This window comes from Mesorhizobium sp. LjNodule214 (assembly GCF_964252735.1).
Classification (GTDB): domain Bacteria; phylum Pseudomonadota; class Alphaproteobacteria; order Rhizobiales; family Rhizobiaceae; genus Mesorhizobium.
Genome location: NZ_CAXUPE020000002.1, coordinates 2071414 through 2096706, shown reverse-complemented (window position 1 = coordinate 2096706; position 25293 = coordinate 2071414). Strand labels below are relative to the sequence as shown.

Sequence of the window (25293 nt, the reverse complement as noted above, 5' to 3'; positions counted from 1 at the left end):
TTCATTGAAACCGGCCTGCCGCCTGCAGCAGCAGTCGGCGTATTCCGCTGGCGCGTGCAAAATCGAGAGGCCATGAGAGAAATGGCAGCCGCCCGCGCACCAACGACGCCGCCCGTATGAGAACGCGTTCGAGACGGAAGGAGACTTGGCGCTGAACGGCCTGGTAGTGGAATTCGATCTCTCGCTTGTTTTTGAGCGAAAGTCCTGGATAAGGTTGCCAGGACGCTCTGGCCGCTTCGAGGTCGAACGCCGGAAAGGGCGGCAGAGTAAATTCGGTTCGCAGACGCTCCATCGACGGTTCCAGCATCGAAAGGAGCTCGGCCCTTTTATCGGGTGAGAGATATTCGTGATTGTTGTTGGGGCTTGCTATTCTCTTGTCTACTGCCGCAAAGATCCTACGTTCCAATTTGCGCTCGGAATATCGAATATGTTCATTTCTACACCGCTTGTATTCCAGGAGATCTCGGCTTAGCCGCTCATTGGCACGAAGATGCGGTTTTGTGAAAGAGGAGATATCCTCAATTCCGAGAACATGCCGCACGAAATCATTGATCAGATTCGGCAGAGCCGCTTCGTAAGCGCGCACCGAGCAAGCGGTGCTCCCAAAGACATCGCGCCAGATCGATAGGTAACGATGATAGTCCAGCATGTCATAAGCTATGCCGAGAAAGTCGCCAACATCGCCGCTAAACAGAGCGCCCTTCTTTACATTTTGATTGTAAAGGGACTCAAGATAACAATCTGGCCTTCGCACGTAGCAAATTATGTGGCATTCCACGTGGGCAGGAATAGCGGCGTGCAGCCGTTCAATGAGATTGCGTTCCTTCTCAAGGACCTCCGCGCTCGTGTTCTGGGCGTGGAAGCATTCCAGATATCGCACCATAGCATAAAGATTTTCGGAGCTTGCGATGATTGTGTCAGCTCCGTTTTGCTCTCCCTTTCTCAAATTCTCAAGAATGAAATTCCGGAGCCTCTCTTGCCCATCTACCAAAGGTGCGTTCACAAGACTATTGCAATGGAACTCGTGTGCTGGCGACGCGTAGTACATTCCATGCTCGCCCAATCCTTTTCCGTTTGCGCAAAGGAATTGCTGTAGCGCTGTGCTTCCCGTCTTATGCGTGCCGATATGGAGGATGAGCCTCATGTTACTTTTGCCGGCACGTGAGCTGACGCATGGCGATCTTTCTGCACGAGCGTCGCGATGAGACTCATTTGCCGTGTTGCGACGCTTTCCATGCTGAATCGCGCAGCGACAGTTCGTATGGCGCGGCGCGCCATCGCATCGCGCTCGGCTTCCGATAGGCCAAGCGCGCGAAGCAGGAGCCCGCCATACTCCACATGCGAGCCAGCCAAAAAACCACTGCGTTCATGCTCCACAATATCGGACGCACCGCTGACATCGGTGATGATCGGGACCACACCGCAACTCATAGCCTCGAGCAGGGCGTTTGACATGCCTTCCGACACCGAGGTGGAAAGATAGAAGTCAGCCTTCCACAGGAATGGAAAGACATCTTCGACCGCGCCGGCGAATTTGACCCTGCCGGAAAGGCCCAACCGCACCGTCTGTTCCTCGAGCGCGGCGCGACACTGGCCATCGCCTAAGACGGTGAGTTGCGCCTTCGCCTCGGCGGGAAGAGCCGCGAACGCATCGATCATGTGCTCGAGGCATTTCTCCGGCTCGATGCGGCCAAGGCAAATGAAGCGCCGGGTGCCATCTGTGCTCGGCTGGCGGCGCGGCTTGTGGGGCAGATCAATCCCATTTGGAATCATGTGAATGCGATCCGCCTCGATGCCATGTCTCTCCAGGTCACCTGCGATTTGGCGGCTATTGGCGATGAAGGCCGTGACGTGCCGCTTGATCACGGACGACGCCCAGCGACCGACAAATTTCTTTTCGCGCACAACGTCGAGATCGAAACACCGTCCGCCGCGGCCCATTTTTGCGAGAACGGGCTTGCCCAGGAGGGCCCCTGCCAACACCGCCGGAACGGCGTGAAGTCGGGCATGGATGATATGTACGACATCGAATTCGTCGCGACGGCGCAGCATCCAGATCACAAGCTGGACGCACCACGACAGGAACGACAGCATATGCCGCCCGCCCAAATTCGGCGCGGCATGCAAGCGAAGGCGCTCGATGGGCACTCCGTCGATGGCGGACCGTTTCGGCGTCGAGTGTGACAATCTGGGTGCCAAAATGGTTACGGAGACGCCCCTTTCGATCAGCGCCCGAGCAAATCGCCGCGTCTGTTGCTCGGCGCCGCCATATGACTCTGGAAAATAGGTGGAGAGCACGAGCAAGATGCGTATGCTGTGAAGGGCTTCGACTCGCGGGGTAATCATTGGATAAGCAGAGGCAACGTCTGTTACATTCATATCAATCCACCGGATTTACCGCCAACAAATCCGGCAATCTGCCCGATCTCTGTGGGGCACTTCATCGCGGAAGCGCCAGATTTCGAACAGGAGGCCTGGTCGACGCTCCCTTGCTCTCCAGATGCTGGTTAAGAGCCTGGCGGTAAATGGCGTCGATCCGCTTGCCCATTCGCTTGGCGTCCCAGTTCGAAAGATCCGTCGCTGCGGCACCTCGGGCGAGGCAAGCCAGTCTTTCGCGATCCTCCAAAAGGGCGGCTGTGGCGTCGGCCATGGCGCCCAAGTCGTCCGGGGGTGTGATCACGCTATTGGTGCCAGGACGGAGCACTTCGCGAAGACCTGGCAGATCGCAAGCGACGCAAGGCTTGCCGCCGGCGAGATATTGCATGAGCACGCGGGGCAATCCCTCCCGTATGGAACAGAGCAGGCAGAGATCCGCGAGTGCGATCAGCCGCTCGGGGTCGTCGCGATAACCGGCAAAGACCACTCGGCGTTGGAGCCCCAGCCGGTTGACTTGCGATTCGGCGATCGAGCGAAGCGGCCCATCGCCTGCGAGCACAAGTACCGTGTCGGGTAAGCGGGCGGCGATTTTCTTGAAAACCTCTAGAAATTCCGCGTGTCGCTTGCGTGGCTCGAATGCCGCGATCATCAAGAGCACAGGCGGGCGCGGCGCGTCCGGTGTCAAGCGCAACAACTCACGCCAATCGGCAGGCGGACTGGCGTTGCGAAAGCGATCGAGATCGAATCCGGAATAGACGACATGATGTTTGTCAGCATGTCCCACTCCCGCGCTCATGCATAAGTCACGGATGCCCTCGCTCACACTGATGAATGCACTGGTGACTGGCGCCGCCAGTTTTTCCAAAGCGAGATAGGTGAGCCGCTCGGCGACGCCGACATTGACAAAAGGCACGATATGCACGCCATGAATGACCACTGGAACCCTCGCCGCCCATGCCGCGAAACGGCCGAGAATGCCTGCCTTGCTGGTATGCGTATGTACGATGTCGGCATTCAAGGCGCGGAATCTCCGGGTAAGCGCCAACAATGCCCTCACGTCGGAGGCAGGCGAAATGGACCGGGTCAAGTCGGGGACACCAATGAGTTCCACCCGCGGGTCTACTTTAGCTAAAATTTCTGGGTGAACCGCCTCGCCGTGCAGCAGGAAAACATCATGTCCTCGTTGCGCGGCCCAATTGCAGGAATAGACGGTATTCTCATCAGCACCGCCATTGATGAGACGAGTAATGACATGAGCGATACGCAGTCGATGCGCCGCTCCAATTTTGCCTTCCGCATCCCGTGATTTCAAATCGCCGCTACCGGGCTCAATCCAACCGATGGTGGTGCTGCCCCCCCGGGCGTGTTTTTGGTTTCCTGACCTCCCGATAGCGGTGCTACTGCGTTGGAGCGACATGTCACGTCCTCGGGTAAGTGCATGCCGTATGGAGACAAACCCTGACTCCTGGCGCACCTCGTCTCTCTTGGGTCGCACCTCCCCTATCCATAAGGACAGGTTCCAAACGGCTTTCAGTTGGTCAGATTTGATTTATGTTTTAGGCGTCCCAGAGACGTGTCGCTGTTACCCCGGGCACAGCCGAGTGCCTATTCGTCGTATAGTTATGCGCGAATACTTTTCTCCTTTGCCGCGCTTGTGTGACGTCGGACCGGACTCGTTCGAAGAGGCAGTCAAGGCAACGGGATGTGCCTCGCATATGAATTCGCTTTTGGATGTGACGACAACCGAGTTGACGTGCCAGGCCTGCGTCATTGGTTCCGGACCCGCCGGAGCGCTCGTTGCCCTCCCCCTCGCCGAAGGGGGGATGGATGTGATCCTGGTGGAGGCGGGAAACCGGGATCCGACACCACTTTCATCTGCGCCCCTGGCGCAACTCGACGTCGACGGTGCGGTTGATCTGTCTTACGCCCAGGCTTTGCAGCTCGGTGGATCTTCAAATCTTTGGGCCGGTCGCGTGGCGAGAATGGACGAGGCAGATTTCGTGGAAAGGCCGGACATTGGCTCACCGGCTTGGCCATTTCCGCTGTCCGAACTTTCTCCATACTACGAGCGTGCGTTGGACATCTTGGGTATGCCCAGTTCCGAACACTACAACGAATTGCCACGCATGCCCTGTAGCTGGAAGACGTTCGCGGCGAGCGATCGGGTTGACATAAAATATCTCATGTGGTCGCGACCAGCCTTCAAAGTCGCCGAGCTCGTGACAAAGTCCGACGGAAATCTCGCCAATCTACGGGTTCTGACTGACGCTCCCGTGTTCGACGTCACACCAAATGGAGATCGGCGGGCCATCGAAAGCGTCACCGTCGGTCGTCGGCAAAACCACAAAACGATCAAAGCTCAGGTGTTTGTTCTCGCCGCCGGTGGGCTCGAAACCACTCGGCTCTTGCTGGGCTATGCGCGCCGTCACTGGAGGGACGAAGAGGGGGCAATCGGTCGATATTTCTCGACGCATCCCAAGGCGGACTTGGCCGTCCTACGGGCTAAACAACCGGTTAGTGCGGAGCATCCGTTGTTTCGAGAAGCTACGAGCAACGGGGTGCAGGTACGAGCGGGTATCGGGCTCTCCACGGCTACGCAAATCTCCATCGGCACATTGAACCATTGCGCGCGTCTCTACCCCATTGCCGAATACAAGGCCGAAAAGGTCTTCGAGTCTATCAAGAGCGCGGCATTCCGAGGCGCGCCGATCGTGAATCGAAGCGCCAGGTTACGACGTCTTCTGATTGCCTCGGGCAAGATGGCGTTTGACCGCCTAGGACAGGCTGCACGATTGCAGGCCAAAGCACATGCCTTCGTGGTCCGATTGAACTTGGATCAGCATTCGAACGCCGAGAACAGGCTGACCCTTTCCGAGGACTGCGATCGGGAAGGGCGCCAGCTGCTCAACCTGAGATGGCGATATGATCTAGCGGATCGCAGGTCGGCTATGACCTTTCTCGACATGTTGGATCGCTTCCTTCGTGCACATGATGTTGGCCACCTCGATTACTCTTACCTTCGCGATTCGGATTCCTGGCCCCTCACAGCTGTTCACTCGCATTTCCTGGGTACTACGAGAATGAGCAACGATCCCCGCCAAGGAGTCGTCGACCAGAACTGCCGTGTCCACCGGTTGCACAATTTGTTTGTCGCCGGACCTTCCGTCTTTCCGCGATACGGCAATGCCAATCCGTTCCTGACGATCGCCGCTCTATCCCTTCGATTGAGCGATCATTTGAGCCGTGTGCTGGGCCGAGAGTGAGATCCGTGCGGATAATGTACTTAACCGCGACGGCTATGCCAGGACCGCAGGCGCATACCGTCAATATCGCTAAGATGTGCAGCGCGTTCTCCGCTTCAGGTGCGGATGTGACCCTCATTGTCTCAGGTCGATTCCGTCGGCGCCTGCAAGGTGAATTGGCAGAACACTACGGGCTGGAGCACGGTTTCAGGGTGTGGACCATAGGGCTTCGGCAGCCCAACTCCCGTTGGGTTATCATGTTTGGAGTTATGCTGGCGCGTATCCTTCGCATTGACCTCGTGTATACGAGAGAGCCGCGCTTCGCGCTGTGGCTTGCGCGTGCCGGATTTCCCGCCGCGCTGGAATTGCATCACGACCATCTTTCATTTGGGCCGAAGTCCAAGGCCGCATTTGCGGCGCTGACGCAAAATCCACGCCTAAGGGGTTTGGTCGCCATTTCTCAAGCAATTGCCGACGCGGTACTCAAGGATTTTCCCTCTCTCGATTCCAAGATCATTGTGGCTGCTGACGGCGCCGACGCAATGATATCTCCTCCCAAACCGATCGAGGCGCCGTCACGTTCACAGCTCTCGGTCGGATATGTCGGACACCTTTACCCCGGCAAGGGCATGGAGATTATCGCCGATTTGGCACCTCTATGTCCGTGGGCCCATTTCGACATTGTGGGTGGGCGCCGGGAAGATGTTCAATATTGGAAGGAGCGGACAGCGACACTCCCCAATCTGACTTTGCATGGACCCCTGCCTCACGCTGCTGTTCCGGCCAAGCTTGCTCATTTCGATGTCGTCCTGGCGCCGTACAAGCGTTCCGTAATTGTGTCCAACGGCCGCATGGATGTGGCGTCATGGATGTCTCCGCTGAAAATATTCGAGTACATGGCCTCGGAGAAAGCGATCATCGCTTCGGATTTGCCTGTCTTGCGCGAAATCCTGACCGACGGCGTTACCGCATTGCTCTGCGATCCTGATGATGTCAGATCCTGGGCGGCAGCGCTCGAGCGCCTTGCTCAGGATCTCGCAGAACGACGACGCCTGGGGCGCTCCGCGCGCGAACTCCTGCTATCGGGCTATACTTGGAAACAGCGTGCAGAGAAGATCCTAATCGCCCTGGGCATGGTGGCGGCGCAGGTACCAATGGATTGCAATTGCGCGCAAGAGATTAGGCATACTGCGCACACGTGAATTGCCCAAGGAAGTCACTTCACCACCACCGCCTGCAGGTTTGACGGCAACATGGAGTCGATTCGGCTTCGCTCATCCAGGAATTGACGCGTCTCGTACTGTCTCACCACAAAGACGTCCAAGACCCTGATGGTATGAAACAATAGCTCGATAAAAGGCCGGGCGAGCGGGAAAATGTCACATTGCAAGTGAATGCGCTGGATCAGAATTCCGATCGTTTCAAAGGGCTGACTCGAGCCGCGGAGCATATCGAACCGCGTCCAATCCTTGAACAGCAGCTTGAAGCCATAGGGGGTGAAATGGAAGAAGTTGTCCGGGCATTCATGGAATGAAAACACCGCGCTCGCGGAAATGACAAGACGACCGCCAGGCTCGAGAATGCGCCACATATCCGCGACGATGCGTTCGGGATCGGGTATGTGCTCGAGAAGGCCCGTGCAGACGATGACTGGATAGCTTTCCGAAGCGATCTTGCTCAAATCCCGGTAGTACAAATCGACATGCATGTCCGCCGGTTTGTCGGGCCGCTTCGTGACGGTGAATGCGTTGGGGAAATGGGGCTTGTAGTCGACGTCTTCGGAATGGATCACCAGCGTCCGCTCAGCGGTCGCAAATTCGCGACACAATCGGTCCAGATTCTTGGTCGACAATTTCCTTTTGGTGAACGTGAAGCGATAGAGACGTCTGCGGACTCGTTTCCATAAAGTCGGCGACTGCGCAGCAGCATTCTGAACCCCGGCTATATGCTCGACGTCGGACACCATCAGCTCTCCGTTGCCGCACAGTGCTATGAAACATACACGAAAGAGAGTGCCATGTGGACGGTCCGCAAAGGGCTGGCTCTGGTGTGGGCGCACATAGGCCAGGCGAGCGGCGGCCAATCGCATCGAACCATGGAGAGCCCTGAGAAGATGCTATACATCAATAGACATCACGATCCGAAAGCAACAGCAAAGCGGTTGTCCAAATTATCTTAAGATCGAGCCGCACGCTCCAGGACTTTATGTACCAGAGATCATGCTCAACGCGTTTTTCCATCCGCCACAGCTCCTTCGTCTCCCCTCGGAAGCCGTTGATCTGAGCCCAGCCTGTCAAACCGGGTTTTACACGATGGCGATAAGCATAGCTTTCAATAACCTTACTATAGGTATCGTCATGAGCGACGGCGTGGGGTCGCGGCCCTACCAGAGACATTTCTCCCCGAAGCACGTTGAACAATTGCGGCAGCTCGTCGATGTTTGACCGGCGCAATATACGGCCAAGTCGGGTAACTCGCCTATCATTACGCTGAGCCTGGCGAATTTCCTTACCGTTCTCCTGCACGGTCATCGATCGGAACTTGTAAATATTGAATGGGTTACCACAAAATCCCCGCCGCGTCTGCTGGAACAGCACTGGGCGACCGTTCTCGATCGCTATGGCACATGCGACTACCGCCATCAACGGAAACAGGAACAGCAGTAGCAGGGATGCAAGAACAATGTCGAACAACCGCTTCAGCAAGCGTTCGGCAGGTCTCAAAGGCGCGCGCTGGACTTCGAAGGCTCGCTGCCAGCCGGTATGCAGGGGACATCCGGCCAGAATCTTATCTGTGTAGGCATCGGCGAAAAGATAGATCGGCAGCGGGAGGCGGCACATTTCCTCCAGGATGCGTTCGATCAACTTACGCTGGTCCCACGGGCAAAACAGATAAACTGCCTCATATGGACCAAAACGGAAAGCAGCCTGCGCAGCTGCGACGCCGGCATGCACCGATTGTGCTGCGATCGTGCCATCGCGGTTCTCGATGTTCGAAACACCGCAAACCGCGATGCCCTGTTGCCCGAGCTTGCTGATTATCCCTTTTTCCATTCCAGGAACGCCAGCGTAAAACAGATAGGCTGTGCGCAAGACGAGCTTCTCAGCGGCCAGAAGCCGTTTCAGCACACGCGCCAGAGCCACGTGCCCAGGCAGCAGGATTGGGAATCCGACAGCAAACGCCAGAGTCAAAGAGCCGCGCGAGAAAGTCGACGTGGTCTTCGTGAGAAAGGCGAGCCAGAGAATTGCAAAGAAAGCGAACAACCACCCGGTGAAGAGTGTTTTGATCACACGGTGATCGTCCAGGATGCCACTGACCGTATAGGCGCCTCTGGCAGCCATGAATGCGACGAGCAATAGGCCGGCGGTAACGCTGAGATAAATCGTCCCCCAAATATCTGACGGGCTCACCCCGAGGTGCCTATGATAGACCTCATTTGAGGCAAGGAGTATCGTCTCTGCAAGCAGGAAATCAGCAGTTGCAAGAAATATGCAAACTGCTCCCACAGGAAGCCGTAGCGGTTCGATGCTCCGCTTTAAGAACGCACTCGACGCTTGGGTTGGTGCATGCCGCATGGAGACAAGCCCCCGGATCCTGTTGTGTCTCTCAACGGCTTCCAGTCGGTCAAATTTGATTTAAACTCTCTCAGACACATGTCGCTGTTACCCCGGGCACAGAGGGGGGGACTATTTTGGTGGTATCCTAATATGCTAATGTGCTAATATTTTCTGGCTTAGTGCGTTTGCGCGAGAACGGCCCGGAGTCGGACTCGTTCCAGGTAGTCAAGGCAATGCTTTAGGGGACCGGGGCGCTTTACCCTACCAAGGGGGCGAGAGCCATGGCATTGAGTAGCGCTGAGGTTCGGGTCGGACAGCTCGATAAAATACGCTTATTTCGGCTATTTGGGCAAGATGTTCTTAATGAACTGGCGAAAGTGGCCATCCTACGAAAGGTTCCTAAGAATAAGATTCTTACTCACGTTGGTGACATACCAAGTTATATTTACTACATAATTCAAGGAAAAATTCGGCTTAGTGCTCCACTTTCGGACGGTCGAGAATTTATCTTTTCCGATCTCGGTCCCGGTGACACGTTCGACCTGACTAGATTGTTCATCACGCGACGCAGTAGCATGAACGCTGCTTCAGTTGTGGACAGCGACTTGATGCAGATCGAAGTAGCTTTCATGGCTAGGGTCTTCGACAAACACCCCGATCTCGCACTAAAGGTGATCCCGTATTTGTGCGAAGCAACGCACGACGCGCAAGAGCGAGTGATCCACAGCGCGGCCAGTGCCCTATCCACTCGATTGGCGAGCACGCTCTTGCGATTGACAGGGAGGCCGCACAGCATGGCTACCGTGGATAGAGCTCGGAGCATTCACATTTCGCAGACCGACCTCGCGGCCATGGTCCCGGCTTCTCGAGCGAAAGTGAATCGTTGCCTGAGAGAATGGGAGCGGCGGCATCTGACCCAATACGACCACGGCTCGCTGACGATCCTCAATCGGGCCGCGTTAGAGTCTGTTGCTCTTGGCGAAATCGCCTTTGATCGTTCGATGATGCGTATCCCACCTGCTCGGGGCATCTCCATGGCATGCTCCCGGGAGATGCGCATTGCAACCACAGCCAGGCGCTAGATCTGGTGAAGCCGGGGCATAGGTTCGGCCCCGATGCGCTGACGGGCGGCGGTGACACCTTCACATTGTGTACGAAACTAACCAAAATCGAGCGACGCGGAACGAAATTTCCAGCTTATCGTTTAATGCCTTGGCCGGAGACTTTTAATGCCCCCCCCTGTTCCGGCCCTATCTGTACGGCTCGCTGCTAGCCAGGCAGCGAGCCGTTTCGCGCTTGAGCACTGCCGTCAGCTGCGCTAGTCCACTTTGTCCCTCAGCAGCGTCCTGCGCGTAGGCGCCCAGTACTTCTCGACCAGCCTGACCACGCCGATATTGACCATCACCAGCGGACCCAGAGTGATCGTCCCGTCTCGTCGTCGATGCGTTGACTGTCCGGTAAGCTCCATCTGTTGGCCGCGCTTTACCTTTGAAGAATCGCGGATTGAGTGCAGGAAGTTGTGGCTCGGGATGGCTACGCTGACGTGATGGTCATCTACCCGCCTGCGCACGGTCGCGGCCACCGCACAGCAACCGTGTCGAAGCCATGGTGGCGGCGCTTTTGTCGGAAGAGGGAGCAGTCGGGCTCGTCCAGGAAGCGGCGGCGCGCGATTTCGTCGCGGACGCCTTCGCCACCTCAAATTCATAAAGCCGGAGTCGCAGTTGATGCAGACGAAGGCCTTGGAACCGCTCGAGGGGGCGCAAAGAATAGACTATGTCCAGTAATATCGCCAGGCGATCCATTTTCAGCAAAGACACATTGGTCGGCCGGCTCCGGCGTGGACGGAAGGCGGAAGGCGGAAGGCTACGATGCGCCGGACGCGGACTGACATTGACTATGTGTGCGGAACGCGGCGCTCGGCGACCCTGACGGAACTCATTGGCAGATGGCTCATACGCAACAAATCCTGCAAGCGGAGCTGCAGTTGTGGCGAGCCGTCGCGAGAAGCGTCGGGCAAGCGGGCAGTCTGCGCCCACCTCGGCTCAGAAATTTCTACCCAACGTTCCCCTGTTCCATTAGACTTTACTAATGTCTATCCTCTCCTTCACCCCGAAGGTCCCGGTGAAGACCAATGCCGGTTATCGACTTCTGGTCAGCAACGTACAAGCTGCGTCCCAGGAACTCCTGACATGGACCGAGCGAGGCCCGCACTGGAACCGAGCGGCACGCGTTTGCACCGCCGCCCTGGCCGGCAAAGCGACACCGCAAGAGGCCAGGAGGTGCTTCCGGATTGCTGCTATAGAGAATGGTCGCCTCCTTCCTCGCATTGAAGACGAAAACTGAATACCTGTGCCGCCTCGGCCACCTTCGTCGGTCGCCGGTTTTCCTGGCACTATGATTTACTACGGCGTTGGCAGTGCGGACGAACGACTGCAAAACAAGGGCCAGCGGCCGGCGGCGCCAAGCACGCTGGGCCTTGACCGACCGAATTGCGAGGCCAGCCGGCTCCTAAGATGATGTGCTGTCGGCAGCCCGCTTTGCAAGCGGGACCATGGTCCGGTCTCTGCGGACAATGGACCTAGCATCGGGGAGTCCAAGTTTGGTGAGCACCGGAGCGGCCCAGCTGTCGGGTCTGGGGTCGGCCGCCGGGCCTAACGGGCAAACAGGGTGTCTGGCCGCTGGCGACATCGCCTTTGCGCGCCTGCCTGGGGGAGCGACATAGCCCTAAATTTTGGGGAAAACTGCACCGCTGGGGTTTTATTGAGGGATTGCTAATATTACTACTGACGCTTAGCCGGCTTTGCCACCCATGCCGGTAAGGCCCGACGGTCACGCAGTTCTACCCCAACAGACTGTCGGGCCGCTGCGAGCGCGCGATCGGTGTGCGGCGCCGACTCGCTGAAGTCGGCCGCCAAAATCGTGCAGAATCCGCTGGGCCTGGACAGTCTTGACGCTTATGATCTCCTGCTTCGCGTGCTGCCTGATGTCCACACCTTCACAACGCAAGCCCCTGTCCTCGATGCCGAGAAGGTACAGCTTGGGGTCGTTACCCATGGCTACGCATCACATGGCGCGCTGGTGGAGTTTCGTGGTCAGACGGCCCATACCGGACCGACGCCAATGGACAAGCGGCACAATGCCCTGTTGGCAGCCGCCAGACTGCTGTAGCCGTGGACGAATGCCGGAACCGGCGGCAAGGCGACCGCGCTGCATATCCCGTCGCTTGGCCTCCTGATCGCCGGTGACGCGATTTACAACGAAACGCATCCGTTCCTTGTGGAGTCCGATCGGGCTGGCCGGCAGGCTTGGCTCGCAGCCATCGACCGGCTCGCCGCGATCAATCCGCAAGCAGTCGTCGTGGGTCATGGCCCGCTCGACCCGGATTGCAGCCCCCGCCACATCGACGCGACGCGCCGATACATCCGCGATCTCGATCGGGTGGACCGCGAGACCGCAACGGCTCGCGATCTCTACGACCGGATGCTCGCCCTCTATCCCAACCGGATCAACCCGGGATCGCTCTGGGGCAGCGCCTTGGCCGCGAAAATTGCAACTTGAGAGGAGCCTCACCTATGAACGCCACCCAGTATCGCGCCTATGGCGGTTTCGTAGATTGCCGTGTAGCCAAGTCCAGACTGGACAGCGGACCTTCGAATTGTGATGAGACGCTGTTGGGGTCATTCAAAGGGCCTCTGCGCCCTTCGGCGTACACTTCCCTCGCTCCCATCGCCAGCTTGGCCTGGGTTTTTCGATACGCCAGCGATCAGTTCGTCCACTCGTGAAAGGAATAGCCTCAGGGTCGGGGATGTGTTCGCCTTGCTGTAGCCGATCACCAGATCGATGGTTGGCGCTTCACCCTCCAGCGGACGGCTGACGACGGACCACGGCAGCAGATTCTTCGCGTAAGCGGGCATGAGCGCCAACCCACGGGTGGACGCAACGAGCGACATGGCCATCGCCATGTTGTCCACGCCATGATGCAGTGTGATGTCGAGCCCACAGCGGCGCAGATAGTCCTCGGTCACGGCTCGCAGCACCGTGGCCTTGTTCGAACCGCCGATGAATATCTCACCGACCAATTCCCGCGGGTGAATTGCTTCGCGGCTGGTGAGGCGATGGTCACTCGGCATCAGGACGATCAGCGGCTCGTGGTCCACGACTTCGAAACAGAGATCGAAGGTCGGCTCGGCGCGCAAAAAAGCCACGTCGAGCCGGCCGTGCACGAGCGCTTCGGCGAGCTCCGGAGAATAGTCTCTCGTGATGGTGACCTGGATGTTCTTCAACTCGTCGCGCAGCACATGCATGGCCCGCGGCAGCCAGTTCATCTCGTGACCGGTCTGGAAGCCGATGGCAAACGTCTTTCGGGCGGGTTGGGCAGCTCTTCGCGCCGCTTCCACCGCAGCATCGGCCTGCGCCAGCGTCAGCCGGGCATGGTCGAGAAAGGCCTTGCCGGCAGGGGTCAATTCGATGCCGTGCACGCTGCGACTCAGCAACTGGACGCCAACCTCGTATTCGAGATCGCGGATCTGGCTGCTGAGTGAAGGCTGCGCCGTGTGCAGCCTCTTCTTGGCCGCAACCGTCAGGTTGCCCTCCTCGGCGACGGCCACGAAATAACGAAGATGTCTCAGTTCCATCATCGTCCCATGCCTTGGAGGCATGGAGACCAACCTACAAAGTCTTTTTCCACGGCACCAGCGGAACCTACCTCAAACCTGCAGAAACGATCTGCCACTGACCCCCCAGGGCTTCCGCCGAGCGCGGAAGTCATATGTCGAAGGACTGGAACCATGAGCACTCAAGTTGTTTTGATCACCGGTGGACTGAGCGGCATAGGGCGGGCCGCCGCCGTCGCCTTTGCCAGGAAGGGCAACGACAAGATCGTCGGTAGTGTAAGGGAAGGCCTCGAAGCTTCCGAGGCAAGGATCCTTGCCTCCGAAGACATCGGGCTGCAACGTATCGTGATTGCCGATCACTTCGAGTGGCCCAATAGGCCGGAGAAATGCTGGTTTGGTTCAGGGACGGGTGAGCGCTCAGCCGATTTTGTAGATCAAACTGAGCCGCCCGCCCGGCACCTGCTCGACCTTCGTGAGTTCCAGGTCGCGGCGCTGCGCGGTGGTCGAAAACAGCGCCTTGCCCTCGCCGGCGATCAGCGGATAGACGACGAGGCGCAACTCATCCACCAGCCCGGCCTCAGTCAGGCTGTCGACGATGGTTGAGCCGCCCATCAGGTAGATGTCCTTGCCGGGCTGACGCTTGAGCGCCGCGACGTCGTCGTTCGAGCGCAGGAACTTGGTCATCGGCCAGTTGGCGGAATTCAGTGTGTTCGACAGCACATAGTGCGGTGTCTTGGCGGCAAAGCGCGCCCAGGGCAGTTCCTCCCGCGCGGCGAGCTTGCCGGTCATCGGCAGCGGCTGGTCGGGCGCATCCTGGATCGCGGTCCAGTATTGCTCGTAGCCCGGATACATGCGGCCGCCGAGCACACAGGCATCGACCTGATCCATCAGCCCATAATCCTCCGACCAGGCATGCACCCAGTCGGCGATGCCCGTCGGTCCCTCCGACTTGCCGTCGACGGAAATCTTCATGGCGGCGATCAATTTACGCATAGCATTCTCCTTGGCGCTCAAGGCGCGATTGTCCGGCCGCACGGCCGGCGGTTGAAATCTTCAGGACTGGAATTGGGAAGCCGCCGGCAAAGCAGCGGTTATCAAGCGAGCACGCGCTCGCTTTCAGTCATCGGTCAGGCAGTCTTATCGGTCAGTCTTGTGGTCGTTCCGGTTCGTCTCCTTCCTGTTCGTCTGATCGCGTCCTTCGGTTCAGGCCGGCAGGCGCCGGTCGTAGTCCTGCCTCAGTCTCGCCCAGCCGTCCCAGAACGGTTCGGGCTGCTCGCCGCGTAAGCGGGCGGCGAGAATGTCGAGATGGATGTGCCAGCCGGGGGCGATATTGAGCATCATCGAACGGTCGCCCAACCGGCGATGGATAATGGTGAGCAGCACGTCATTGCCTTGCGGGGTCAGCTCGAAGGTGACGCCGCCGGTGCTGCCCCAGGTGATGACGAGGCGGTGCGGGGGGTCGATCTCGATAATCTCACCCGGCATGCTGTGCACGGCTGGGAATCCCGGCGGGCGCTCGCCGGCCGGCTCGGTCAGTTCGTCATTGCGCCAGGTGAACTCGAAGGCGGCGCCGGCCGAAGTGCCCATCGGGCCGGCCGCCAGCCACTGGCGGCGCAATTCGCTGTCGGCGATGTAGTTCCAGATGCGGCCGGCCGGGCCGGGCAGCAGCCGTTCGACGGTCAAGGTGGCAGGCTCGGTGAGCGTGCCATAGGCGTTCGCGGCGGGTCGGTCGTTCATTTGTCGTCTCCCTTCTTTTCCATCGATTTGCGTGCGTCGTCCTCGCGCAGCAATCGTTCCAATATGTCGAGCCGACCCGTCCAGAAGCGCGAGTAGGATCCAAGCCACTCATGCGCGCTGGCCAGCGGCCCGGCTTCGAGGTGGCAAATATGCGTGCGCCCTATCACCTCGCGGCGGATCAGTCCGGCATTTTCCAGCACCTTGATGTGCTTGGAAGCCGCTGCCAGCGACATCGCGAACGGTTCGGCCAGCTGGCTCACCGTGCGCCCGCCACCGGCGAGTTCGCGCAGCATCTGCCGGCGGGTCGCATCGCCAAGGGCATGAAAGACCTGATCCATCTCGTATGTGAGTAATTCAACCATGTGGTTGAATATGCATGCACAGCTTTCGATTGTCAACCGTTTGGTTGAATATTATTTTGGGGCGCTGAAACGATGAGCCGGTATTCGCTGGGCTTGTCGGTCCAGCCCGAGATTTTTGCCGCCGGCCAGACATGGCTTGTGCCGAGCGGCGTCGACACAAGGTGGGGCGCGAATGGCACATAATACATCCCGGCGAGATTCACGATCTTGCGGCTTTCCACGAGACCGCCGCATTTGGGTACGTCGGGCATGATGACGTCGGCACCATACAGATCTGGGACTTGGTCCGCATGCGGATCTGCGTCAGGGCCTCAACATTTTCTGCCGGAATAGGGTCTTCCAGCCACAAAAGGTTGAACCGCTCCATCTCCCCCGCAATGCGACTGGCACTGAGCACGTCGTAGCGCGCATGAGGTCGATACAAGGATCGACCTCAGGGCCGATCGCCTCGCGCACCGCCGCCACGCGTTCCACCATGAAGCGCAGTTCCGCGCCGTTGATGGTGTGGTTTACCGCGTCGAACTTTGCCGGATGACGCAAATCGTCGATGTCGAAATTTAGCCGTAAGCCCTCTTCCATCATGCGGCGCGCGCCGCACATCTTGCGGCGAACCGGTTTCCTCATCGCCGTCGCCGTAATCGGCATAGAGCCTGATGCGGTCGCCGAACTTGCCGCCGAACATGCGATAGAGCGGCTGGCCAGCAGCCTTCGGCGCTACCTCCCACAGCGCCATCTCGAGCCCGGTCAGGGCAATGAGAAAGGCGCCGGCCTGGGCGCGGGAGAACACATTGTCGCGCCGGATCTTGTCCCAGCAATATTCGACGTTGCGTGGATCCTGACCGCTAAGCTCCGACTTCAGTTCCGAGATCAGCCCGACGATCGCGGCCGCGCCCGCATCGGGGCTCGCCGCGCCGTAACCGGAGATGCCGGCGTCCAGCTGCCAAGGCGACGACCGTCGAGGTGCTAGGCAGCCACGCTGTTTACGACTCCGATTGGAGGCGGTTGCCAGCCTCCTCGAGCAGACGACGGCGGGCAAGAAGTGAACCCGCCCCTGGCGGCGCCCGGGCCCTGTTCTCCCACGTCTATCTGAACGTATCGTCCGCCGGACCAGTCTGATCATGCGCGGAACCATACGGAACGATACGGGAAGATTTCTGATTTTGGCCCACGAAAAACTCAAACAAATCAATGATCTGAATACGTCCTCCGGGCCCACCAACAATTTAAGCATTTGATTTTATTGTATTTTCTAGCCACTTTGGACTCGAACCCCTTGAGGTCTTTGTAGAAAGCCCATGGGGCGCTGGTGGTAAGGCTTCTTCTATACCCGCCTCGAGAGCCTGAATGGCTCAACAGGCCTTTTGACGTGACGGGAGCCGAATCTCCCAGGAAGGCGCGGGGAGACATCGCAGCGGGTCAAAAGGTGTCGGGCGTAATCAGTCGGTGAAGATTGCCCAGAAGCCGGGCAGCATGCGGCTTGCGTCGCTCCACGGCGCGGCGTCACCGACCGACGCGACGCGGCCTTTCGGAATCGGAAGTCATGACCCAAGCCGTCTCGCAGTCCCGAGCGGGAAATGGCTCTAAGCTCCGGAAGGCCGTCCTTCGGTTCCGCTTCCTGATTGGCCTTCTGCCTTCGCCTAACTGACCTCCAGGCGCTCGATCAGCGCCCGATAGCGCGGATGATCGCGCAGAGGATTCATATCCACGTCCTGCGCCATCCAGTGAACTTGCTGCAATCCAAGCTGCAGCACGCAGTGCTCCAGAGTGTCGATCGCCTTTTCGACGGCGCCGATCGCCGCCAGGAAACACGCGACATTGTAGTGGCTGTTATAGTCCTCCGGGTCGATGGTGATCGCGCGCTCGGCCCACTGGAGGGCACGTTCGCCCAGGCCGAGATTGTGGAGGATGTAACAACCATAGGCATAGGCTGCCCCATCGTCCGGATAGAGCTGCATGGCTTTCTCGATGCGGGTAAGCAACTCCCCTGAAAGCCTGTCGGCTTCCTCCTCGTCGCCCAGTGTCTTGCGGCAATCCCAGAGCATGCACATCGCACCATAGCTGTTGCGATCAACCTTCGCCGCCTTCTCATAGGCGGCCGCGGCCTCTGCAAACTTGCGCTCCATGCGCAGCACGTCGCCCAAGGTCCTGTGCGCCTCGTAGAGATCGGGATCGAGCGCGATTGCTCGTCGGCAGGCGGCGCCTGCGAGCTCGATTTGCTCCTTCTGGAAATGCGCCATCGCGTGGGCCACGTGAGCTTCCGCCAGCGTCGAGCCCAAGGCCAGCGCGCGCTGCGCCTCGGCGCTCAAGGTGACAAGGTTTGCGCTGGGATCTCCGGATCTCAGCAACATGCCTTCAGCTAGCGCCAGCCCGGCCCGCGCCAGCGCGTATTCGGGATCGATCTCGAGCGCCCGCTGGTAGAGGCGTCGGGCGGAAAGGTGATTGCGACGGCCCAGGCGCAAGAAATGCTGCCGTCCCATGAGGTAATATTGATAGGCTTCGACGTTCTCGGTCGTGCGCTTGCCGATGGCAGCATACTCTGCCGGCATCAGCCGGATCTTCAGGGCATCGACGATGGCCCGCGCGATCTCGTCTTGGAGCGCAAATATGTCGTTGAGATCACGGTCGTAGCGCTCGGCCCACACATGATGCCCACTCATCCCGTCGATCAGCTGCGCGGTGATGCGAACGCGACTACCCGCCTTGCGTACGCTCCCTTCCAGCACATGCGAGACGCGCAATTGCCGCGCCGCTTCGCTGACGTCCATCGACTTGCCTTTGAGGGCAAAGGTCGTGTTGCGCGCGGTGACTGCCAGCGCCCCGACCTTGCTGAGGTCCGTAATGATGTCCTCGGTGATGCCGTCAGAGAAGTATTCCTGCTCTGGGTCACCGCTCATGTTGGTGAAAGGCAGCACGGCGATCGATGGTCGGTTGCGGAACGGAAGCGCATCCTTGGCCGACGGCACGGACGAGCTGGTGGGGGATTGCTCAATGGACATGACACGGTAAGCGCGTACCGGCTCCGCAATGTTGTGAACCCGTTGCTCGCCGATATCCGTATAGACGTATTCGAGTTTGCCTTTTACTTGATCGTAAATGGCGCGCCCGATGCAAACGCCGCCAGGCTCCGCGAGCTTTTCAAGCCTTGCCGCGATGTTCACACCGTCTCCGTATATCGTGTCGTCTTCGACGATCACGTCGCCGAGGTTTACGCCCATACGGAACGCCATACGCCGGTTTTCGGGGAGCCCGGCGTTCTCGCCGCCCAGCTCGCGCTGCAGCTCGATCGCACACTGCACGGCGTTAACCGCGCTCCCAAACTCGATCAGCAGGCTGTCCCCGGCCGAGCCGACGATGCGTCCGTGGAACCGGGCGATTTTGGGCTCGAACACCTCAGCTCGGAGCCGCCTCAGCCGTCCCAGCGTTCCCGACTCGTCGGCCGCCATCAGCCGCGAGTAACCTGCCACGTCGGCAGCCAAGATCGCCGCTAGCCTGCGTTGCTCTTCTCGCAAGGGACCGACCTCCCGCCAGTTGGAACAATCTTAGCCTAAGAAACGGCGTGAGCGAGCCCTTGTTCGGATGCCTGGAATCCGAATTGGCGTTAAGGAAGCATATCGTAGCGAAATTCGACTGCGCGGCAGGTCGCAGAACCATACGGAACGATGGGGAAGATTTCTGATTCAAGCCCACGAAATAATCAATTAAATCAACAACTTGAGCACAGCCTCCGTGCCGACCAATTTTTTAAAGATCAGTGGCTTGTGCTAGATTCATCGAGTCTTAATCGAGCTTTGTCGAGTAAATCGCTGTCTTTTGGGCGAGTGGTTTTGGGCACGCTGGTCAATTTTCTCCTTCTCGTGATGAGACCTGATAGACCTAGCTCAACAGTATCGGCTTCGAAAGTCGTTTGAGCGATATGCTCGGTAGTCGGCGGCAATGGCGTGCAATTGAGCGGAACTTAACCCGAGGTGGGCGCTTGTTTCGTATCGCGCCGTCGGCAGCTTTGCGCCGCATGTCGGCCGTAGAGATCTGCTTTGCAGCATCCTGAAAGCAGATGAGGTGGATGGCTCCCGCTCCCGGCATCACAGTGCCACCGTGGGTTTGCTGTCAGGCAACCCGAGCCAAGGAGCCATCCGCCATGCAGATTGCCACCGTGGGCCTTGATCTGGCCAAGCGCATTTTTCAAGTTCACGCCGTCGACGCGTCTGGAGACGTTGTTGTGCGCAAGGCACTGCGCCGATCCCAAGTTCTGCCGTTCTTCACCAAGTTGCCGCCCTGCCTGATCGGCATGGAGGCGTGCGGCACATCGCATCATTGGGCTCGAGAATTGACGGAGATCGGCCATGAAGTCCGCCTGATGCCACCGTCCTACGTGAAGCCCTATGTGAAGCGCGGAAAGAATGATGCGGTGGACGCGGAAGCGATTTGCGAAGCGGTAACACGCCCGACCATGCGTTTCGTCGTGATGAAGTCAGCCGAGCAGCAAGCGGCCCTGTCGCTTCACCGCACCCGTAATCTTCTGGTCAAGCAGCGCACGCAACTGGTGAATATGATCCGCGGCCATTGGCCGAGTTCGGCATCGATATTCCCGAAGGTTTGGAGCGGGCGCTTAAGCTGGCGCGCCAGTTGCGGAACTTCAATTTCCAGTGAGGCAGATGTTGCCTGGGCGGGGGTTTACATTTTCCACCCATTGATTTCAAATTTCCCTGCCCACGTTCTCGGGCATGCCCCGTTAGTCGGGCTCAACATAAGAGCATGCTGTGCCAGCTCTCTAACGGTCGGATCAATTTCCGACCAGGGGAAAGGCATGTGCATTCAAACTTTGCGGCGAGCTGCCGCGTTAAAACAAAACTACTGCTGCTGGTATTGCGGTTTTCCAATGTGGGAACGCAACCGCGAAGAGTTTGCCAGAAAGCACAACATATCGGTTGGAGATGCGGAACGGTTTCGGTGTACAGCCGAACATCTTATCGCCCGCCGCGACGGGGGCACGGATATCGCGAGCAACATCGTCGCTGCCTGTTCTGTAATAGAACGCGGCATAGGATGCCTTCGGCTCTCACTCACAAACACTACCGACACCGGGTCTCTCGCGCGGTTAGAAAGAAGAAGTGGCACCCGTCTTCTGTCCATGCGGCGCTGGGTGGTGTTTGCCGATGACGCTGCTACCTGTCGTCCTCCAAAGCCTAACCAAAGGATTCTTGCGTTCCAATATCCAAGCTGGCCAGAGCCTCCGCCTGGAGGCGGGCGCCGGCGCCGGCTCGTAGCGAGGAAAGCCACCGTTCCGGCAAGACGCCCCAGCCCGAATGGAAGGTATTCTGACGCGGTGAATTTATCGCAAGGATGGACAGAAGCCGCGACGAAGGCGAATGCGACATGCTTCTCCTGATCGATCCAGATCACTTCTCCTCGATCAATGACGAGCACAGACATTCCAAGGGTGACGAGGCTCTGGTTCGGATCGCGAAGGCGCTCGTCTATACGACCCGCCCAGGGGACTCAATTGGCCGCCTTGGTGGTGGGGAAGAGTTTGGGGTCTTGCTGCGCGACGTGCGCAAAGAGCAAACGGCTGCCCACCACTCACGGTGCCCTGGGCGAGCAATTTCCTGATAGTAGGGCAGAAACCTCCGCTCCGCCGGCGTGGTAATTTCGTCCTCGACGGTGAAGCAGATGGCGGGTTTCCTCCTGCTCGGCACAAGCCTGAATTCACGGGCGATTGCCAAATCGGGCGGTTCGCAGGGCCATCATGGGCCGCCCCCGCCCCCTCCTCACCACTAATCCCGCAGTGTGCGGTAGAGTGTATCTAGGAGGACAACCATGTCCGGTAAGCCAGCAATCTTTCCAGCGCTCGATCCCTTGCCGAGCCAAGCTCAAAAGCATGTTCCGCCGGCCGCTTTCGATATCGATACAGCGTTAGCAGCCCTGGCAGCGGCGGCTCCCAATCATCCCGACGGGCCTGGCGATCATTTTGCTCCCCATGCGACCGTTGACCTACCTGATGCAGGGGTTGCTGGCATTGAGCACGCGAGCCTGCCAGTTCACATTTCGGATTGGTGGCAGCTCTAGCAAGCTCCATCTCGGCGCACAGATTTTGCGGCCGCGCCGAGCGCGTCACGGTGAAAGCCGTTGAGCCTCAAGACCTCGCGAGAGGCGAACCCCACCATGGCGACACCAAGCCCGGTGGGGTTTCTTGCTTCTAGAGCCAGGGAAGCCTGCCAGCGCGCGTTCTTTGCCGTTTGGCGCCGATGTGCCCCTGGCTACCAGCCCAAGTGGATTATCTGGGAAAGATCGGCGATGTCGCCATAGATCATCGAACCTTTGACGAGAAAACACTTGCCACCCAGGACCTCGAAGAGTGGGCTTGACGCGGTGCAAACCGGCGGGACCTTACGGTCCGTGGCTCCGGCATAGCCGACGCTGATCGCCAGGATAGCGATAGCACAGAGAGTCGTTTTGCTCATATCTAACCCCTAAAGCCAACTGGCTTTTTGGGCCGCAAAACCGGGTTGCCATCCCTTTAAGGTAGCATCGGGCCACATGAGCTTCATTCTATCGATTGGAGACACGGGCTCATCTATTTGCCGTAGGCGCAAAAACGGGTTCACCCCGCCAGCGAACTGGCATCACTACCGGCTGGCATCCGTGGGCCTGCATGGGCCGGCGCCAATCCATTCCTGCCGGCAGCTGTCCTACACCGCCGCCGAAGCGCCCGCGCGTGCTCGCATTGTCAGAAGTTGGCCAGGAGCTGGCGCTTCCACTCCGTCGTCGACCTCCAGGCCGCTATCAACCGCTACCTCGCTGATCACAACCGACAACCCAAACCCTTCACCTGGACCTCCAACCCCGACAAAATCAACGCTGCCGTCAAACGAGGGCACCAAGTGTTAGATTCCAGCCGCTAGCGGCCGGCAACGCTAGCCAACAACCCGACAGCCTTTATGTCCAGGCGCATCAGACTGAAGGGGCCAGTGCGGTGGTAGTTGGCTCGGCGAGCACCCTCAAGTGTACGGTCTAGGTCGACGGATCGCCCATGGCCGCAGGTCTAAGACTTTTGTGGCTGAAACTTCTTTGTGATAAAGCAACCATGTCATACAGACAACAGCAGCGGGGGCTGGTGCGTGGGCGTATTAATGATCGCCGTTTTGATTGGCCTCATCCCGGCGAGTATCGCGCAAGGGAAAGGACGCGACTTCGTATTGTGTGGTTTTACGGAGCTGCCTTATTCATTGTAGCCCTCCCTCATTCTCTTCTGATGAAAGCTGACCGCGTTGGGTTGGAGAGAAAGCAGTTGTCCGAGGGTCTGAAAAAGTGCCCGCACTGCGCTGAATTTATCAAGATCGACGCCAATGTGTGCCGTTATTGCGGCCGCGATCTAAATTCCTATGTTGAACCGCTGCCCGATATGTCGCGCTGGTCAAAGCGGGATCGCGACGCGCGCCTTGCGCAATACGAGGCGGTGATTCGCGCCGCCAATGTTGAGAAGCATAGTACTAGCCAACAAAAGCAGTTGGCTCCCAGGGCGCGTCCAATTCCCTACAGTGCCGACCCACACTATCAAAGGGATACACGTCGTGGAATAATCGCGCTAACGCTTATTCTATGCGCACTCATCAGCTTAGGAATTTACGCAAGAGCGCGGGGGGCAGCTAGAACCGCGAGACTAGAAATGACAGCTTCCTACTTCCTACCCACTAGACCTTGAAGTGTTCCGCCTGACTTGGGCAGACAGGAATGGCCCCAGCTGAGGAACTGCGCCTAACTCAGCTTTTTGCCCTTGGCTAAGACCCAAACGGGGATGTGGCCTGTGCCTTGCAGCGCCCCTTCGGCTTCGGGGTGGTCTGATCAACCCGAACCTTGTTCTTCCCGGCTTGTCGGCCACAAGATCCCTAGAAATCCCGGAACATCAACGGGGACGTACGGTCAACCGACGCCGTCCCCGCGTCCTCCGCTTCCGATCGCCTGACTATCAAGCGAACGACCAGGCCGACGTACCCGACCTGCAGGACGACCATGGCAAGGATTGCCCAGCCGAGCGCGGTCCAGATTGAACTGGCTTCTATGTAGGCCCAGATCGCCACAACGACTGTCGTGGCAGACATCCCGACCAAAAACTGCGGAAAATACATGCTCTTTTTCCCCAGCCTATCCCAAAACCAACCGGTTCGAGAATCGGCGCCACTTTGCCCTATGTCCCCCGCGCACCGTTTCACTAAATTAGCAAATACGCAAATAATCTGGGTTCGAATTGCAGGCTGCAAAACGGCCCGCTGCTACGAGTGTTAACAGCAGCGAGCCATTAGTGACCGGAGGGGAGAGACGTCTAGCTGGCTGTTAGCTTTGTCTTGGACCGACAATTGACAGGACAGTTGCCGCTTTGCGCCTGACGGGTGCGCCTACACCGGCAACGCTAGACAGCTGCCCCGACAGCCTTATATCAGGTGCATCAAGCTGAGTGGCAGGTGCCATCACGACACGTCATACTGCTGCGCCAGCGAGGCGGAAAGCTGGTCGGCGAAACGGGCAGCGGCCACCGGTAGGGTGCGGCCCTTGAGTTGGCCGACATAGAGCATGCCAGCGGGCACGTCGCGTGGGTCGAGCGGCCGGGAGATCATGTCACCGGTCATCGTCTGGTGGGACAGGCCAATTGGGAAATGGAAGGTGATGATATCCTCCGAGATAGCGTGGTTGCGCAGGAATTCGAAGCTGTCCGACTGAATCACCGGCTCCAGCTGCAGCGATGACGATTGCGCCCCGATGTCGAGCAGGTAGCGCACGCCGTAACCTGATGTGGGAAGCGCGATTGGATAGTCGAGGCAAGCGCGCAACCGCACCGTCTCGTGAGAAGCCAGCGGATGATCGGGCCGCATAACCGCATGCACCGGCTGGTGCACCCGCATCAGCGTCATGAAAGCAGCCAGCCGGGTTGGCTCGTAGACGATGGCGATGTCGGCCGTGTGATCGACCAAGGCACGCTCGGCCTCCTCCCGGTCGCGCAGGTGCACTCCGAAGGTCACATTCGGATGTTCCTTGCGGTAGAGTGAGATCTGCATCGGCAGATGGTAGGGCAATAGCGCCTGGCTGCAGGCGATCGCCACATGGCCGCGCCGGGCGCCAGCAAGGTCTGCAATCTGCGATTTCACGTGCTCCATATCGGATAACTGGTTGCGCATGTGATGCACTAGAAGCTCGCCGGCGCTGGACAACCGCACGCCGTGAGGCAGTCGCTCGAAAATCGCAACGCCGAGTTCGGCCTCCATCGCCAATATACGCCGGTTGAGCGCCGTCGAGGTTATGGCGAGCAATTCCGCGGCGGCGCGGATCGAACCGGTCTTGGCCACCACATTGATATAGTGAGCGGAGTTCAGGTAACGCATCGGCAGCGCCCGGCATCACCGCTGCAATTCTTGCA

At 58.7% G+C, this 25293-nt stretch carries 25 protein-coding genes and 3 pseudogenes; 11 read left to right on the top strand and 17 right to left on the bottom strand.

The features are described from left to right. Position 1: 1 nt before the first annotated feature. The 3 genes from ACSQ3Z_RS23885 to ACSQ3Z_RS23875 all read right to left on the bottom strand — a co-directional run bounded on the left by ACSQ3Z_RS23885 (position 2) and on the right by ACSQ3Z_RS23875 (position 3793). A complete protein-coding gene (locus ACSQ3Z_RS23885; protein WP_436173708.1) occupies positions 2 to 1144 on the bottom strand; it encodes a hypothetical protein in 1143 nt (380 codons plus the stop codon). Further along, complete coding sequence (locus ACSQ3Z_RS23880; RefSeq protein WP_436173975.1) at positions 1141 to 2298, bottom strand: glycosyltransferase; 1158 nt, start codon at positions 2296 to 2298, stop codon at positions 1141 to 1143. The genes ACSQ3Z_RS23885 and ACSQ3Z_RS23880 overlap by 4 nt, the downstream gene beginning before the upstream one ends. A 142-nt stretch (positions 2299 to 2440) precedes the next feature. Beyond that, the gene (locus ACSQ3Z_RS23875; protein WP_436173707.1) at positions 2441 to 3793 is read right to left on the bottom strand and encodes a glycosyltransferase family 4 protein; all 1353 of its coding nucleotides are present in this window, start codon (positions 3791 to 3793) and stop codon (positions 2441 to 2443) included. 298 nt (positions 3794 to 4091) lie between these two features. On the opposite strand from ACSQ3Z_RS23875, the gene ACSQ3Z_RS23870 reads away from it, so the two are divergent. Together ACSQ3Z_RS23870 and ACSQ3Z_RS23865 are read left to right on the top strand one after the other, a co-directional pair. Next, complete coding sequence (locus ACSQ3Z_RS23870) at positions 4092 to 5639, top strand: GMC oxidoreductase (protein WP_436173706.1); 1548 nt, start codon at positions 4092 to 4094, stop codon at positions 5637 to 5639. A 14-nt stretch (positions 5640 to 5653) separates the two neighbouring features. Continuing rightward, positions 5654 to 6820, top strand: coding sequence for a glycosyltransferase (locus ACSQ3Z_RS23865; protein WP_436173705.1), 1167 nt, complete (start codon positions 5654 to 5656; stop codon positions 6818 to 6820). A gap of 14 nt (positions 6821 to 6834) precedes the next feature. Here the strand turns inward: ACSQ3Z_RS23865 and ACSQ3Z_RS23860 are convergent, their stop codons facing one another. Further along, on the bottom strand, positions 6835 to 7584 hold the full coding sequence (locus ACSQ3Z_RS23860; RefSeq protein WP_436173704.1) for a class I SAM-dependent methyltransferase: 750 nt from the start codon (positions 7582 to 7584) through the stop codon (positions 6835 to 6837). 157 nt (positions 7585 to 7741) lie between these two features. Then, complete coding sequence (locus tag ACSQ3Z_RS23855; protein ID WP_436173703.1) at positions 7742 to 9193, bottom strand: exopolysaccharide biosynthesis polyprenyl glycosylphosphotransferase; 1452 nt, start codon at positions 9191 to 9193, stop codon at positions 7742 to 7744. A gap of 263 nt (positions 9194 to 9456) precedes the next feature. On the opposite strand from ACSQ3Z_RS23855, the gene ACSQ3Z_RS23850 reads away from it, so the two are divergent. The 4 genes from ACSQ3Z_RS23850 to ACSQ3Z_RS23835 all read left to right on the top strand — a co-directional run bounded on the left by ACSQ3Z_RS23850 (position 9457) and on the right by ACSQ3Z_RS23835 (position 12733). Beyond that, positions 9457 to 10257, top strand: a complete 801-nt coding sequence (locus ACSQ3Z_RS23850) for a Crp/Fnr family transcriptional regulator (protein ID WP_436173702.1) — start codon at positions 9457 to 9459, stop codon at positions 10255 to 10257. Positions 10258 to 11263: 1006 nt separating this feature from the next. Further along, positions 11264 to 11518, top strand: a complete 255-nt coding sequence (locus tag ACSQ3Z_RS23845; RefSeq protein ID WP_436173701.1) for a DUF982 domain-containing protein — start codon at positions 11264 to 11266, stop codon at positions 11516 to 11518. A gap of 537 nt (positions 11519 to 12055) precedes the next feature. Next, on the top strand, positions 12056 to 12343 hold the full coding sequence (locus ACSQ3Z_RS23840) for a hypothetical protein (RefSeq protein WP_436173700.1): 288 nt from the start codon (positions 12056 to 12058) through the stop codon (positions 12341 to 12343). A 108-nt stretch (positions 12344 to 12451) separates the two neighbouring features. Then, positions 12452 to 12733, top strand: coding sequence for a hypothetical protein (locus ACSQ3Z_RS23835; RefSeq protein WP_436173699.1), 282 nt, complete (start codon positions 12452 to 12454; stop codon positions 12731 to 12733). Positions 12734 to 12852: 119 nt separating this feature from the next. Here the strand turns inward: ACSQ3Z_RS23835 and ACSQ3Z_RS23830 are convergent, their stop codons facing one another. From ACSQ3Z_RS23830 to ACSQ3Z_RS23790, 9 genes and pseudogenes are all read right to left on the bottom strand, one after another. After that, on the bottom strand, positions 12853 to 13812 hold the full coding sequence (locus tag ACSQ3Z_RS23830; RefSeq protein ID WP_436173698.1) for a LysR substrate-binding domain-containing protein: 960 nt from the start codon (positions 13810 to 13812) through the stop codon (positions 12853 to 12855). Positions 13813 to 14040: 228 nt separating this feature from the next. Continuing rightward, a pseudogene (locus tag ACSQ3Z_RS23825) lies at positions 14041 to 14154 on the bottom strand (thiazole synthase); the annotation flags it as partial. A gap of 51 nt (positions 14155 to 14205) precedes the next feature. Next, positions 14206 to 14781, bottom strand: coding sequence for a dihydrofolate reductase family protein (locus ACSQ3Z_RS23820; protein ID WP_436173697.1), 576 nt, complete (start codon positions 14779 to 14781; stop codon positions 14206 to 14208). A gap of 210 nt (positions 14782 to 14991) precedes the next feature. Next, positions 14992 to 15525 (bottom strand): SRPBCC family protein, encoded by a 534-nt coding sequence (locus tag ACSQ3Z_RS23815; RefSeq protein WP_436173696.1) that lies wholly within the window; start codon positions 15523 to 15525, stop codon positions 14992 to 14994. After that, positions 15522 to 15887 (bottom strand): ArsR/SmtB family transcription factor, encoded by a 366-nt coding sequence (locus ACSQ3Z_RS23810; RefSeq protein ID WP_436173974.1) that lies wholly within the window; start codon positions 15885 to 15887, stop codon positions 15522 to 15524. The genes ACSQ3Z_RS23815 and ACSQ3Z_RS23810 overlap by 4 nt, the downstream gene beginning before the upstream one ends. A 32-nt stretch (positions 15888 to 15919) precedes the next feature. Further along, positions 15920 to 16138: an enolase C-terminal domain-like protein gene (locus tag ACSQ3Z_RS23805; RefSeq protein WP_436173695.1), complete on the bottom strand. Its 219-nt coding sequence runs from the start codon at positions 16136 to 16138 to the stop codon at positions 15920 to 15922. Then, positions 16087 to 16254: a hypothetical protein gene (locus ACSQ3Z_RS23800; RefSeq protein WP_436173973.1), complete on the bottom strand. Its 168-nt coding sequence runs from the start codon at positions 16252 to 16254 to the stop codon at positions 16087 to 16089. The genes ACSQ3Z_RS23805 and ACSQ3Z_RS23800 overlap by 52 nt, the downstream gene beginning before the upstream one ends. Positions 16255 to 16320: 66 nt before the next feature. Then, a complete protein-coding gene (locus ACSQ3Z_RS23795) occupies positions 16321 to 16923 on the bottom strand; it encodes a hypothetical protein (protein ID WP_436173694.1) in 603 nt (200 codons plus the stop codon). Between the two features lie 601 nt (positions 16924 to 17524). Beyond that, positions 17525 to 19363, bottom strand: a complete 1839-nt coding sequence (locus ACSQ3Z_RS23790) for a TPR end-of-group domain-containing protein (RefSeq protein WP_436173693.1) — start codon at positions 19361 to 19363, stop codon at positions 17525 to 17527. Positions 19364 to 20022: 659 nt separating this feature from the next. Between ACSQ3Z_RS23790 and ACSQ3Z_RS23785 the strand changes: the two are divergent. The 3 genes and pseudogenes from ACSQ3Z_RS23785 to ACSQ3Z_RS23775 form a co-directional block, all read left to right on the top strand. Further along, positions 20023 to 20513: pseudogene (locus ACSQ3Z_RS23785) on the top strand (IS110 family transposase); the annotation flags it as partial. A 747-nt stretch (positions 20514 to 21260) separates the two neighbouring features. After that, positions 21261 to 21494, top strand: a complete 234-nt coding sequence (locus ACSQ3Z_RS23780; protein WP_436173692.1) for a diguanylate cyclase domain-containing protein — start codon at positions 21261 to 21263, stop codon at positions 21492 to 21494. 207 nt (positions 21495 to 21701) lie between these two features. After that, positions 21702 to 21950 carry a hypothetical protein gene (locus tag ACSQ3Z_RS23775; RefSeq protein ID WP_436173691.1) on the top strand — a complete coding sequence of 83 codons (249 nt, stop codon included), beginning with the start codon at positions 21702 to 21704 and terminating at the stop codon, positions 21948 to 21950. Between the two features lie 191 nt (positions 21951 to 22141). Here ACSQ3Z_RS23775 and ACSQ3Z_RS23770 read toward each other — a convergent pair whose 3' ends face one another. Continuing rightward, positions 22142 to 22345 (bottom strand): hypothetical protein, encoded by a 204-nt coding sequence (locus ACSQ3Z_RS23770; protein ID WP_436173690.1) that lies wholly within the window; start codon positions 22343 to 22345, stop codon positions 22142 to 22144. A 291-nt stretch (positions 22346 to 22636) separates the two neighbouring features. Between ACSQ3Z_RS23770 and ACSQ3Z_RS23765 the strand changes: the two are divergent. After that, positions 22637 to 22786: pseudogene (locus tag ACSQ3Z_RS23765) on the top strand (IS630 family transposase); the annotation flags it as partial. Between the two features lie 128 nt (positions 22787 to 22914). After that, the gene (locus ACSQ3Z_RS23760; protein ID WP_436173689.1) at positions 22915 to 23586 is read left to right on the top strand and encodes a zinc ribbon domain-containing protein; all 672 of its coding nucleotides are present in this window, start codon (positions 22915 to 22917) and stop codon (positions 23584 to 23586) included. Between the two features lie 184 nt (positions 23587 to 23770). On the opposite strand, the gene ACSQ3Z_RS23755 is transcribed toward ACSQ3Z_RS23760, so the two are convergent. Beyond that, positions 23771 to 24010: a hypothetical protein gene (locus ACSQ3Z_RS23755; RefSeq protein ID WP_436173688.1), complete on the bottom strand. Its 240-nt coding sequence runs from the start codon at positions 24008 to 24010 to the stop codon at positions 23771 to 23773. Positions 24011 to 24349: 339 nt separating this feature from the next. Next, positions 24350 to 25258: a LysR family transcriptional regulator gene (locus tag ACSQ3Z_RS23750; protein ID WP_436173687.1), complete on the bottom strand. Its 909-nt coding sequence runs from the start codon at positions 25256 to 25258 to the stop codon at positions 24350 to 24352. Between the last annotated feature and the right edge of the window lie 35 nt (positions 25259 to 25293).